The sequence below is a fragment of the Enterobacter cloacae complex sp. IR5428 genome, assembly GCF_049238585.1.
GTDB classification, from domain to species: Bacteria; Pseudomonadota; Gammaproteobacteria; order Enterobacterales; family Enterobacteriaceae; genus Enterobacter; species Enterobacter intestinihominis.
Genome location: NZ_JBMKHV010000001.1, coordinates 247,116 through 259,110 on the forward strand (window position 1 = coordinate 247,116; position 11,995 = coordinate 259,110).

11 protein-coding genes are annotated in these 11,995 nt (G+C 50.5%); 10 read left to right on the forward strand and 1 reads right to left on the reverse strand.

What is annotated here, in order from left to right; translation table 11 throughout:
* The first annotated feature begins 8 nt into the window (after positions 1–8).
* Together ACOTXC_RS01120 and ACOTXC_RS01125 are read left to right on the forward strand one after the other, a co-directional pair.
* The gene (locus ACOTXC_RS01120; protein ID WP_421767315.1) at positions 9–1,460 is read left to right on the forward strand and encodes a tagaturonate reductase; all 1,452 of its coding nucleotides are present in this window, start codon (positions 9–11) and stop codon (positions 1,458–1,460) included.
* A 201-nt stretch (positions 1,461–1,661) separates the two neighbouring features.
* The gene (locus ACOTXC_RS01125; protein WP_003857155.1) at positions 1,662–2,576 is read left to right on the forward strand and encodes a bestrophin family protein; all 915 of its coding nucleotides are present in this window, start codon (positions 1,662–1,664) and stop codon (positions 2,574–2,576) included.
* Here the strand turns inward: ACOTXC_RS01125 and ACOTXC_RS01130 are convergent.
* A complete protein-coding gene (locus ACOTXC_RS01130) occupies positions 2,564–3,112 on the reverse strand; it encodes a GNAT family N-acetyltransferase (RefSeq protein ID WP_023300104.1) in 549 nt (182 codons plus the stop codon). The two genes, ACOTXC_RS01125 and ACOTXC_RS01130, sit on opposite strands and share 13 nt — an antisense overlap.
* A 444-nt stretch (positions 3,113–3,556) precedes the next feature.
* On the opposite strand from ACOTXC_RS01130, the gene ACOTXC_RS01135 reads away from it, so the two are divergent.
* From ACOTXC_RS01135 to ACOTXC_RS01170, 8 genes are all read left to right on the forward strand, one after another.
* Positions 3,557–3,889 (forward strand): hypothetical protein, encoded by a 333-nt coding sequence (locus ACOTXC_RS01135; RefSeq protein ID WP_023300105.1) that lies wholly within the window; start codon positions 3,557–3,559, stop codon positions 3,887–3,889.
* Positions 3,890–4,386: 497 nt separating this feature from the next.
* Positions 4,387–5,031 (forward strand): CPBP family intramembrane glutamic endopeptidase, encoded by a 645-nt coding sequence (locus ACOTXC_RS01140; RefSeq protein WP_023300106.1) that lies wholly within the window; start codon positions 4,387–4,389, stop codon positions 5,029–5,031.
* 14 nt (positions 5,032–5,045) lie between these two features.
* Positions 5,046–6,299: an HlyD family secretion protein gene (locus ACOTXC_RS01145; RefSeq protein WP_032624257.1), complete on the forward strand. Its 1,254-nt coding sequence runs from the start codon at positions 5,046–5,048 to the stop codon at positions 6,297–6,299.
* Positions 6,299–8,506 (forward strand): peptidase domain-containing ABC transporter, encoded by a 2,208-nt coding sequence (locus tag ACOTXC_RS01150; protein WP_421767316.1) that lies wholly within the window; start codon positions 6,299–6,301, stop codon positions 8,504–8,506. The genes ACOTXC_RS01145 and ACOTXC_RS01150 overlap by 1 nt, the downstream gene beginning before the upstream one ends.
* An 11-nt stretch (positions 8,507–8,517) precedes the next feature.
* Entirely contained in the window at positions 8,518–8,745 is a 228-nt protein-coding gene (locus tag ACOTXC_RS01155; RefSeq protein WP_254909581.1) for a GNAT family N-acetyltransferase, read from the forward strand.
* 134 nt (positions 8,746–8,879) lie between these two features.
* Positions 8,880–9,875 (forward strand): alpha/beta fold hydrolase, encoded by a 996-nt coding sequence (locus ACOTXC_RS01160; protein ID WP_063152192.1) that lies wholly within the window; start codon positions 8,880–8,882, stop codon positions 9,873–9,875.
* Positions 9,876–9,919: 44 nt separating this feature from the next.
* Positions 9,920–10,660 (forward strand): response regulator, encoded by a 741-nt coding sequence (locus ACOTXC_RS01165; protein ID WP_022648124.1) that lies wholly within the window; start codon positions 9,920–9,922, stop codon positions 10,658–10,660.
* Positions 10,657–11,952: an ATP-binding protein gene (locus ACOTXC_RS01170; RefSeq protein ID WP_108367559.1), complete on the forward strand. Its 1,296-nt coding sequence runs from the start codon at positions 10,657–10,659 to the stop codon at positions 11,950–11,952. The genes ACOTXC_RS01165 and ACOTXC_RS01170 overlap by 4 nt, the downstream gene beginning before the upstream one ends.
* Positions 11,953–11,995: the final 43 nt, after the last annotated feature.

Genomic DNA, 11,995 nt, shown 5'->3' on the forward strand with positions numbered 1-11,995 from the left:
CCTCCATTGTGAACACACTCAACCGTCGTGATTTCCCCGGTGCGCGCTATCCTGAACGTATCATCCAGTTTGGCGAAGGTAACTTCCTCCGCGCGTTCGTTGACTGGCAAATCGACCTCTTAAACGAGCATACCGATCTCAATGCAGGTGTGGTGATGGTGCGGCCGATCCAGAGTGATTTTCCGCCGTCGCTGAGCACCCAGGATGGTCTGTATACCACGATTATTCGTGGTCTGAATGAGGAGGGGGAAGCGGTAAGCGATGCGCGTCTTATTCGTTCCGTGAATCGTGAAATCAGCGTCTACAGCCAGTACGATGAATTTCTGAAACTCGCCCATAACCCGGAGATGCGGTTTGTCTTCTCCAATACCACGGAGGCGGGGATCGGCTATCACGCGGGCGATAAGTTTGACGATGCGCCAGCTGTCAGCTATCCGGCCAAACTGACGCGTCTGCTGTTCGAACGCTTTACCCACTTTAACGGGGCTGCGGATAAAGGCTGGATCATCATTCCTTGTGAGCTTATCGACTATAACGGCGATGCCCTGCGTGAACTGGTGCTGCGCTATGCACAGGAGTGGGCGCTGCCGGCGGCATTCATTGCGTGGCTGAATAACGCTAACACCTTCTGCTCGACGCTGGTTGACCGCATTGTTACCGGCTTTCCGCGTGATGAGGTGGCAGAGCTGGAAGCCGGGCTGGGCTATCACGACAGCTTCCTCGACACGGCAGAACATTTCTACCTGTTTGTTATTCAGGGGCCAAAATCACTTTCAGCTGAATTGCGCCTGGATAAATACCCGCTCAACGTCCTGATTGTTGACGATATCAAGCCTTATAAAGAGCGTAAGGTGGCGATCCTCAACGGCGCACACACGGCGCTGGTTCCGGTCGCTTTTCAGGCCGGGCTGGATACGGTAGGGGAAGCCATGAACGACGGGGAGATTTGCGCGTTCGTAGAGAAGGCTATTTATGAAGAGATTATTCCGGTCCTGGATCTGCCGCGCGATGAGCTGCACTCCTTCGCCAGTGCCGTAACGGGGCGTTTTCGTAATCCGTACATTAAGCATCAGCTGCTGTCGATTGCACTGAACGGGATGACCAAGTACCGCACCCGCATTCTGCCGCAACTGCTGGCAGGGCAGAAGGCGACCGGTGAACTGCCAGCACGTCTGACCTTTGCCCTGGCGGCGCTGATTGCATTTTACCGTGCCGAGCGCAACGGTGAGCGCTATCCGGTGCAGGACGATGCGCACTGGCTTGAACGTTACCAGCAGCTGTGGACGCAACATCACGACAAACAAGTCACTACCCGTGAACTGGTATCGTCGGTGTTAAGCGTGAGCGAGCACTGGGAACAGGATCTCACTCTGGTGAACGGACTGGTAGACCAGGTTGCGCAGGATCTGGATGCAATTTTAAGCAAAGGCATGCGCGAGGCGGTGAAACCGCTCTGCTAATCATAATGCCCGGCGTTTGCCGGGTTTTTTACAGATCAGTGTTAGTTACAACATACTATACATCTTTTTTTTAAAAAGCACAGGCAGCACCGTGCGGTGAGGGCTTAACAGGTCAGAAAATGCAATGAACTATTAACATGCTTGCAACCGTGATGAGGATCACGTTTAATAGCCGCGCTCTTTACTTTTCTGAAGCTGATTATGATTGTTCGTCCTCAACAGCACTGGCTGCAACTGATTTTTGTCTGGCATGGTTCGGTACTTCCCAAAATTTATACCCGACTGCTGCTTAACTTCCTGCTTTCCATCGCCGTGATTGTCATGCTGCCGTGGTACACCTCGCTGGGTATCCGCTTTACCGTCGCGCCGTTCAGCATTCTGGGCGTGGCTATCGCCATCTTCCTGGGATTTCGCAATAACGCCTGTTATTCGCGCTACGTTGAGGCGCGTCTGCTTTGGGGGCAGTTGATGATAGCGGCGCGCTCGCTGTTTCGCGAGGTAAAAAACACCTTGCCGGATGATAAACATCTTGGAGAGTTTGTACGCCTGCAAATCGCGTTTGCTAACTGTCTGCGTATGACACTGCGCAGAGAAACCAATGCCGATCAACTGTCCCGCTATCTGGCTCCAGACGATTTACGCAAAGTGATGGATGCCAACTCGCCGGCGAACCGTATCCTGCTGATCATGGGGGAGTGGCTGGCCGTGCGGCGGCGCAGCGGGCACCTTTCAGACATCCTGTTTCACAGCCTTAACAACCGCCTGAACGATATGTCCATCGTGCTGGCAGGCTGTGAGCGTATCGCCAATACGCCAGTCCCGTTTGCCTATACGCTGATCCTGCACCGGACGGTGTATTTGTTCTGCATCATGCTGCCGTTTGCGCTGGTTGTTGATCTGCATTACATGACGCCCTTTGTCTCTGCGCTGATTTCCTACACTTTTATCTCGCTTGATACGCTGGCGGAAGAGCTGGAAGATCCGTTTGGGACGGAAGATAACGATCTGCCGCTGGACGCCATCTGCAACATGATGGAGCGCGATCTGTTGCAGATGAACGATGAAGAGAACATCCCTGAAAGGCTAATGCCGGATAAGCATTATCAGCTGACCTGACGGGCATTCCACTCGTCGCGGGTGATTTCCCACAGCTCCGAATCCAGCAGGCCGCTGACATAGGCTTTCTTCTCTGTCCTGATGAGTCGCATGCCGCTGCTGTCTGAAATACGTCGGGAGCGGCTGTTGGCCGCCGCTTTCGGCGCGCGTAACACCGCTTTGTTAAGCGTATTGAACCAGTAATCCGTTGCCGCGATACTCGCCTCACGCATATATCCCTGGCCCTGAAATTCCGGCGCGAGCCAGAACCCCCTGTTGTTGTCCTCCACGTCATACAGGCAAATCAACCCCATCAGTTCGTCAGGCGCTTCGCGACGGCGAATCGTCCAGAACCACGCAATCCCTTTGGCCATGTCGGGCAGTGCAACGTTGTTGACATAATTTTCTGCACCGTTTTCCGGGTAGGGCCAGGGGACTGAAGCCACCATATAGCGGACAATTTCCCAGCGCGGATAGCGTTGCTGGATCTGGACGGCATCGGCGGCAACAAGGGGTTTAAGTAATAAGCGTTCTGTCGTAAGCGTGGGTATCGTCATCCGGTGATCTCCATATTTGAGCGTTATCATTTGTTTGGGTTCTGATATTTCATCAATATCACATTCCAGTTGGTCGTGCTTTTGTTATTCAGATTTATCCATAAAGGAGTATGTAATGCCAAGAAAAGCCAGACCCGAAGAAGCCGAAACACTCTGGCACGTCCGTAACGAAGCGATGCGCCATGGCTGTAAAATCTGTTACGACGCAGAAGTGATTGCGCGCTGGACGTCAGAAAAGATGCCTGAACATTACCGTACCTCCAGGTCGATTTCGTGTTATAGGCCTGCCCATGCAGGAGCTGAACTGCTCCCAAATGGAGCTACGGTTTACGAAGTTCAATAGCTTATTTACATTTGCTTACATAAATACACTTTCTTTACATTAAGTAATGTAAGATATTTTTTTAGCACAAAATGCAAAACTAAATTAAATGGAGATGATTTATGTCGAATATAAGAGCATTAAGCCTTAATGAGATAGCATTAGTAAGTGGCGGCAATGGAAGCGGTAATTATGAAGGTGCCGGTAGTCGTAACACCAGCTCTAAATCTGGTAATTCAAAAGGAAACAATGGCTCTATTTACAAGGGCGTTGACTCATGCGGCGCAGGAATCATCGGTGGTCTAATCGCCGGCTCTCCTGGGGGGCCAGTGGGTATGACCGCTGGGGTAATTGGTGGAGCTATAGCTGGCCAGTGCACAAAAGATAGTTTTTCAGATCGTGGTAGTAAAGATAAAAGTAATAATTACAACGGCCCCGGACAATGCCGTTGGTAAGTAATTTGAGTTGTGTGTGATAATAATTTAAAAGCTCATTATAACTGAATGTTATTCTAGGTGTTTCGATATTTAATGATTATTCGAAGTAGTCATGATGAGCTATTATTTTTGATAAAGTTAATGTAATCACAAGTATCGGGTTAAGCATGAAACAATTTTTAAATTTCCTAATTTACTTATTTTTTTTCATTATCGCATTTACCCTTTTGAAATACGCTGAAGTTCTTGAGTTTGACGAAGTATCACGGCCAGGGATTATATCAAGGTTTCTTATTGCGTTGATTGTATTAATAGCAGTAACTCGATGGGGCGTTAACTTGATGAATAGGTTTAAAAGTAAATAAAGTACACTCCGATAAAAATTGTTGTGTTGCAGAATGGAATCATTACAAATGTTCACTGAAGTTAAAGTGCATGATATCAAAAAATGATTACGATATCATAACCATATTTGTTGATTCTTATATAAAATATGAATTAATAATAGGTTGAACATGATAATCTTTAGGCATGTCTATCCATTCATTTATAGTAAGAAAAACGTAATTGTTCTTTTTATTGCGTCTGTTATCTCAATAATAATTACGTTATCGCCATCCATAACCCTCCGCTATCTTACTCTCGATGTGTCATTTTTCTTATTGTTTATTGCGGAATTTTCAATTGCATTTTTCTTGTATATTTTTTACTTAAGGAAGTTGGATGGTTTTAAATTGCGCCCAAGTAGAGATTTAACTTCAATAAAATTTTCTATTGTTGTGTTGTTTGTCATTTTGCTGGTTCAGTATAATGTTTATCTTTACAGGGATAATTTATATCATTATGGACCTTCCCATATTAGTTTTATAGCATTTATAATAGCCACCTTCGTAGTCCCATATTATGAGGAGATTATATACAGGGGCTGTATCTTCGGTGTTTTCCACTCAATTTTTAATAAAAAGTATATTATCCCATGTATATTGACTTCATTGTCTTTTTGTCTGATGCATGGACAGTATTATAACATTTTAGATCAATCCATTCTTTTTTTGGTGTCAATATTGCTATTAATAGTTAGAATAAGAAGCAGAGGGCTTTTTTATCCTATTATAATTCATTCGTGCATGAATGCTTTTGTTTTGTCGTTAAATTTTTGAAGGGTATTTGGGATATGAATATCTTCAGGGAAGAGGCTTTAAATCATCAAACAGATTCTGATTATGGTGAGATTGTCTTACCTGCGTCATTCGGTTTATCAGTAAGCGCACTCACAACGTTATTCATATTTCTGTGCCTGATACTCTTTATTCTTTATGGTAGCTATACACGCAAGGCTCACCTTTCCGGAATCGTTATGCCCTCATCCGGGCTGGTAAAAATCACTCCTCAATATGCTGGCTACGTAACCAAATTGACCGCCTCAGAAGGTCAACACATTATTGCCGGTGAGACTCTTTATCATATCAGCGGTGAGCATTTCAACGAACAGGGGGCAGGTACACTCGCTGCTATAAGACTTTCCCTACAAACTCAGTTTACAATGCTGACTTCTCAACAGACCCTGGAATTGCGTGACAACAGTCAGCAGCAGCATGCCATACAACAGCGAATAGTTTCCCTGAAACCTCAGGTTAAAAGTGCAGAAAAGCGTCTGTCACTTGCCGTGCATCAGGCTGCGCTGGCCGTGTCTGTTATGGAGCGCTATAAGAAACTTGCTGATACGCATTACGTATCAGATATCGAATACCAGCAGAAGCAGATTGACGTTTCAACGTCACAGCAAAACGTTGAGGATCAGCGTCAGGGGCTTCTGCAACTGCACACCGCGATGGAGGCTGCTAAAGACGACCTTGACCATCTCATCGTTCAGGGTGAAAGCCGGAAGGCTGAAATGGACAGGCAGTTGCAGGTTATCAGGCAACAGCAGGACGAACTGGCAGGTAAGGAAAATTTCACGCTGACTTCACCGGTATCCGGAACCGTTGCTGCCGTGCTGGTCAGACAGGGACAGTCTGTCAGGGCATCTGAACCTGTCATGACCCTCATTCCCGACAATGCCCGTTTGCAGATAGAACTCTATGCTACCAGTCAGAATGCTGGCTTTATTCAGGCGGGGCAGCGTGTTGCCCTGCGGTTCTCTGCCTTCCCCTATCAGAAGTTTGGTGTGCAGTACGGGACTATCCGTGAAATAAGCCATACAACGCTGACATCTTCTGATTTACTCTCCGTATCTCCTGTGACCTGGAAGGAGAATGAAGGTCATTACCGCGTCATCGTTGAACCTGAAAATACTTTTATTCTGGCTTATGGGAAACAGGAAGCCCTGCGCCCCGGCATGGTTCTTGAGGGGGATGTCAGCCTGGATACCCGCAATTTGTGGGAGTGGCTGACTGAGCCGCTCTGGAGCCTGAAAGGAAAGCTGTGATGGATACACTTAAATGGACCGGGAGAAAACAGCTTCCTCTCACCCGACAGACAGAGTCAGCGGAATGTGGTCTGGCATGCCTGGTCATGATGGCCTGCTGGCATGGTCTGCAAACAGACTTACCCACACTGCGCGAACGTTTCAGTATCAGCTCACAAGGGATGACCCTGCAGAGACTGACTGAATGTGCGGCCGGTATCGGATTATCCAGCCGGGCAGTTCGGCTGGAGCTTGAGGACCTAAGATCCCTTTCTCTCCCGTGTATTCTCCACTGGAACATGAATCATTTTGTTGTGCTACATAAAGTTCGCGGAAGCAGGCTGGTTATTCATGATCCGGAAAAGGGAAAAGTAACGCTCTCCCTACAGGATGCTGGAAAACATTTCACCGGCGTCGCGCTGGAGCTGATGCCAGCCAGTGATTTTACCGCTCGGGATGAAAGGAAAAAAATCCATCTGCGCCAACTGACAGGTAAAACACCGGGTCTGTTGTCGGCAATGTCGCGAATTATCGTTTTTGCCGTGGCACTCGAAATCCTGACACTGGGAAGCCCGCTTCTCAACCAGCTGGTGATTGATGAAGTCCTGGTGGCTGCCGACCAGAGTTTGTTGACCGTCATTATTATTGCGCTTCTGCTGATGTCACTGACCCAGATGCTGCTGTCACTGGCCCGCCAGTGGGCGAGTATTACACTGTCCGTCAATTTTAACATGCAGTGGACAGCACGGGTTTTCCATCATCTGGTCCATCTTCCTCTGGTCTGGTTTGATGCACGCAGTAAGGGGAGTATTAATGCTCGTTTTGAGGCGGTAGATACCATCCAGCTGGCGCTGACTACGCAAGTGCTGGAAGGTATTCTGGATGTGTTGCTCGTGGTGACTGCGCTTTGCATGATGCTGCTGTACAGTCCTGAAATGACATTGATCGCCGTACTTGCAGCCATTTTCTATGGTGTGTTGAGGGCACTGTGGTATCCGTCCCTTCGACAGTCGGCAGAAGATGCCTGGGATGCAGGTGCCAAGGAGTCCGGGCATTTTCTTGAAACACTCAACGGGATCCTCAGCCTGAGAATTAACGGTGTGACGGCACATCGTGAGGCCGCCTGGCTGAATCTCAACGTTGCCCGCAGAAATACGCAGTTGCGTCAGAGCCGTCTGCTGATGTGCTATGACATTGCTCACACTCTTACCGGCAGCGTGGTATCAGCAATCATTTTGTGGAAAGGCGCCGGGGAGGTATTGAATGGTACCTTCACCGTCGGCATGCTGGTTGCTTATTTATCCTATCAGACGCGTTTTTCTTCCAGTATCAGTAGCCTGACTGATAAGTTTTTTTCCTGGCGTATGCTCGATGTTTACAACGAACGACTGGCTGATATTGTACTGACCCCGACAGAAGGCCTTCAGCAACAGCCTTTTCGTGAGCATAACAACGCTTCGCACATTCCTTCTGTATCCCGCAGGGAGATGGATGAATATGCTCATGCTCCTCTAGTACTTGAGCACATCATCTTCAGCCACAAGGGAGGGGAAAATCCGATAATCGGCGGGGTGTCGCTGACACTCAATCCCGGAGAAGTCGTTGCCATTACAGGTAAATCCGGATGCGGGAAAACGACACTGGTGAAGCTTATCCTTGGGATCCACATCCCTGATGAGGGCAGGATCAGGGCATTTGGCATATTGCATACGCATCCGGATTATTTTCAGGTTCGTCAGCGTATCGGTACCGTACTGCAGGATGACCATCTTTTCAAAGGTTCTGTAGCAGATAACATTATTTTTTTCAGTGATGACCGAAATTATGAACGAATGATCCAGTGCGCAAGACTGGCACTTATCGACAGCGATGTTATGGCAATGCCGATGGGGTATCAGACGCTGATTGGTGAAACCGGCGGAGGGCTTTCCGGAGGACAAAAACAACGCATTCTGCTGGCAAGGGCGTTGTACAAGAAACCGGGATTCCTGTTACTGGATGAAGCGACCAGCCACCTTGATGTTGAGAGTGAAATCCGGATAAGCCAGACCTTACGTCAACTGGGGCTTCCTGTTCTGCTGATAGCCCATCGCCCGGAAACCATAGCCTCTGCAGACCGGGTTTTGTATCTGGCAGACGGCTACTTAACGGAGCTGAATCTCCAGCATACAGTCAATAATGGCGAGTCTGTTTGTGAATATACTAATGACGTGATGGCAAAAAATTAACCTTAACGTACATAATTTTCGATATCCAAACTTACCCCTATCTGGAAGATCTATTTGTTGACGCTGCCGAACGTGGCGCAGGGGCGGGTAAAGCGCTTATCGACGCCCTGATCGATGAGGGTAAGCGGGAAGGGTGGTCAAAACTCTACTGGGTAACCCGCATGCACAATCCGGCGCGTAAGCTGTATGACCACTATGGTGAAGCCGACGATTACGTCCGGTACCGAATCACCCCTTAACCGGGTTTGTATCACACTGTATCTGCGTCTGTGATACATACACAGGTATGCAATAAAACCGCATCCGCACACATCCTTTATACAAACGCATGGTGTTATATCTCCGTCAACTGAACTCACCCGGAGATAACATCATGTTTAACAAACTCGCATACTCAGCAGTCGCCCTGACCGTTTCGCTTGGCACCGTGATGTCCTGTCAGGCGGAAGCGATGGGCAAGGATTACGCGTCGGCCTTCAACCAGGTAAAACAGATTAACGCTGGCGATCTTAACGTCGGTTATGTCGATATCGGGCCGAAAGAGGGGCAACCAGTGATCCTGCTGCATGGCTGGCCGTACGATATTCACAGCTACGCGGAAGTTGCCCCCGCGCTGGCCGCGAAGGGGTATCGTGTCATTGTGCCATCCCTGCGCGGGTACGGCACCACGCGCTTTATTTCTGATAAAACGCCGCGAAACGGCCAGCCTTCGGCAATGGCGAAAGACATCGTCAACCTGATGGACGCCCTGGATATCAAACAGGCGGTGTTTGCCGGTTATGACTGGGGTGCACGTACGGCGGATATCGTTGCGGCGCTCTGGCCGGAACGGGTGAAATCGCTGGTCTCGGTAAGTGGCTACCTGATCAGCAGCCAGGCGATTGGCAAACAGCCTTTACCGCCGAAGGCAGAAGTTCAGTGGTGGTATCAGTTCTATTTCGCCACGCCGCGCGGGGCGGAAGGCTATGCTAAAAATACGCACGATTTTGCCCGGCTGATCTGGTCCCAGGCTTCGCCGGACTGGAAATTCAGCGATGCCACCTTCAATGCCAGCGCCAAATCCCTCGATAACCCGGACCACGTTGCCGTCACGCTCAGTAATTACCGCTGGCGTCTGGGGCTGGAGAAGGGTGAGCAGAAATATGACGCCTACGAACAGAAACTGGCTACGCTACCGAACATTACGGTGCCGACCATCACCATCGAGGGCGGTAACAACGGAGCACCACATCCTGCACCCGCAGCCTATGCGGGGAAATTCACCGGAAAATATGAGCACCGTACTTTCGGCGCAACGGTGGGCCACAACCCGCCGCAAGAAGATCCGCAGGACTTTGTTAAAGCAGTTGTCGACGCGGATAAGCTCTGATATGTGCTATTTTCAATCCGTTACCTCTTAATCAGGAGCCTGCGGTGGAGCATATTGATCACATCCTTGTCGTCGATGACGACAGGGATATTCGTGAACTGATTGTCGATTACCTCGTGAAATCCGGCTATCACGCCTCTGGTGCGGCGAACGGAAAAGAGATGCGCATGGTGCTCGACAAACAGCATATCGACCTGGTGGTGCTGGACGTGATGATGCCCGGTGATGATGGCCTGACGGTGTGTCGACAGCTGCGCAGCAGCAGGCATAAGGATCTGCCGATCCTGATGCTCACCGCGCGCAACGAGGACATGGACCGGATCCTGGGACTGGAGATGGGCGCCGACGATTATGTGGTAAAACCGTTTGTGGCCCGCGAACTGCTGGCGCGTATCAAAACTATCCTGCGCCGTTTTCGTACTATGCCGCCTAATCTTCAGGTGACCGAGGCAGGGCGCCTGGTGGTGTTCGGTGAATGGCAGCTGGATACCGTGGCGCGTCATCTGATTGATAACGAGGGGATGGTTGTGGCGCTCAGCGGGGCGGAATATCGCCTTCTGCGTGTATTTCTCGATCATCCTCAACGGGTGCTGACCCGCGATCAACTGCTGAACCTGACGCAGGGACGTGATGCCGAGCTGTTTGAGCGTTCGATTGATCTCCTGGTGAGCCGCGTGCGACAGCGCCTGAATGAAGATGCCCGCTCGCCAGCCTACATTAAAACCGTTCGCAGCGAAGGCTACGTTTTTACTATGCCGGTGACCATCGTCGAGGCCAATGAATGACGCTGTGGCCCCGCACCTTACTGGCCCGGCTGCTGATCATTGTGCTGCTTGGACTCTTGCTGGCTAACGCGCTCAGCCTGACGCTGGTCATGGTTGAGCGAATGCACAGCGCGCGCACGGTTATGCTGGGCAATCTTGAGAATGACGTGGCAACCAGCGTGGCCATTCTCGACCGGCTTCCGGCCAAAGAGCGGCCAGAGTGGCTGGAACGGCTCGGTCGCGGTAATTATCGTTATATCCTTGGTCCCGGCGAGGCTGGCGCTGCGCCAACGGACAAGCGCTCGCGGGATGCGATTCGCACCCTGAAAGAGACGCTTTCAGTTCAATATCCGCTCCAGTTTACGGCAGTGCCGGGGCCTGTTTCCCACATTCAGGCCCATCTGACGCTCCGCGACGGCGCACCGCTCACTATCGATCTGATCCCGCGCATGCCGCCAGTCGCCAGCTGGTTACCCGTGGTGCTGGTTCTTCAGTTGTTACTTGTCGCGCTCTGCTCCTGGATTGCCGTGCGCCAGGTTGTCCGGCCTTTCCTGCAATTCACGCGCGCGGTTGATTCCCTCGATCCTGCGGCCCATTCTCCTATGACTGAAAAAGGTCCGGTTGAGGTGCGACAGGCGGCGCAGGCTTTTAATGAGATGCAGTCGCGGATACAAACTTATCTGCGTGAACGCGCGCAGATTCTGGCGTCCATTTCTCACGATCTTCAGACGCCCATCACGCGTATGAAGCTGCGGGTCGAAATGGCGGATCAGCCCGAGCTCCACGATAAGTTGTTGAGCGACCTGGATAATATGTCGCGCCTGGTACGAGAAGGTATTGCCTATGCCCGGTCATCAGAATTACTGAAAGAGACCACGCTTAAGCTGGAGCTGAACGCGTGGGTTAACAGCATCGCCAGTGATTATCAGGACATTGGTAAAAACGTGCAGTTTCATGCACGTAGTACACGTCTGCCGATCGTCACCCGCCCCCAGGCATTGCGCCGGGTAATGACCAATCTGCTGGATAATGCGCTCAAGTTTGGCCATAGCGCGGTAATAGAGATTGATGAAGATGAAAGGCAGGTAGCGATCCGCATTATGGATAACGGCCCCGGCATCCCGGAGGCAGAACTGGGGGCGGTGTTACAGCCGTTCTACCGGGTTGAAACGTCGCGCAACCGCGAAACGGGCGGCACCGGGTTAGGCCTCGCCATTGCCGCGCAGCTCACCGCCCAGCTTGACGGGAAATTGCATCTTGCAAACCGGGCAGAGGGCGGGCTGGCCGTAAGCGTGACTCTTCCGCGCGTTTAATTGTACGCCTGTGTATCTGCGCGCCGTGCGGATACGAAGGCAG

Bases quoted from the DNA above. Each gene is read 5' to 3' on its own strand.
- ACOTXC_RS01160 (WP_063152192.1), top strand. From the start codon at position 8,880: ATGTTTAACAAACTCGCATACTCAGCAGTCGCCCTGACCGTTTCGCTT.
- ACOTXC_RS01145 (WP_032624257.1), top strand. From the start codon at position 5,046: ATGAATATCTTCAGGGAAGAGGCTTTAAATCATCAAACAGATTCTGAT.
- ACOTXC_RS01150 (WP_421767316.1), top strand. From the start codon at position 6,299: ATGGATACACTTAAATGGACCGGGAGAAAACAGCTTCCTCTCACCCGA.
- ACOTXC_RS01125 (WP_003857155.1), top strand. From the start codon at position 1,662: ATGATTGTTCGTCCTCAACAGCACTGGCTGCAACTGATTTTTGTCTGG.
- ACOTXC_RS01170 (WP_108367559.1), top strand. From the start codon at position 10,657: ATGACGCTGTGGCCCCGCACCTTACTGGCCCGGCTGCTGATCATTGTG.
- ACOTXC_RS01130 (WP_023300104.1), bottom strand. From the start codon at position 3,112: ATGACGATACCCACGCTTACGACAGAACGCTTATTACTTAAACCCCTT.
- ACOTXC_RS01135 (WP_023300105.1), top strand. From the start codon at position 3,557: ATGTCGAATATAAGAGCATTAAGCCTTAATGAGATAGCATTAGTAAGT.
- ACOTXC_RS01140 (WP_023300106.1), top strand. From the start codon at position 4,387: ATGATAATCTTTAGGCATGTCTATCCATTCATTTATAGTAAGAAAAAC.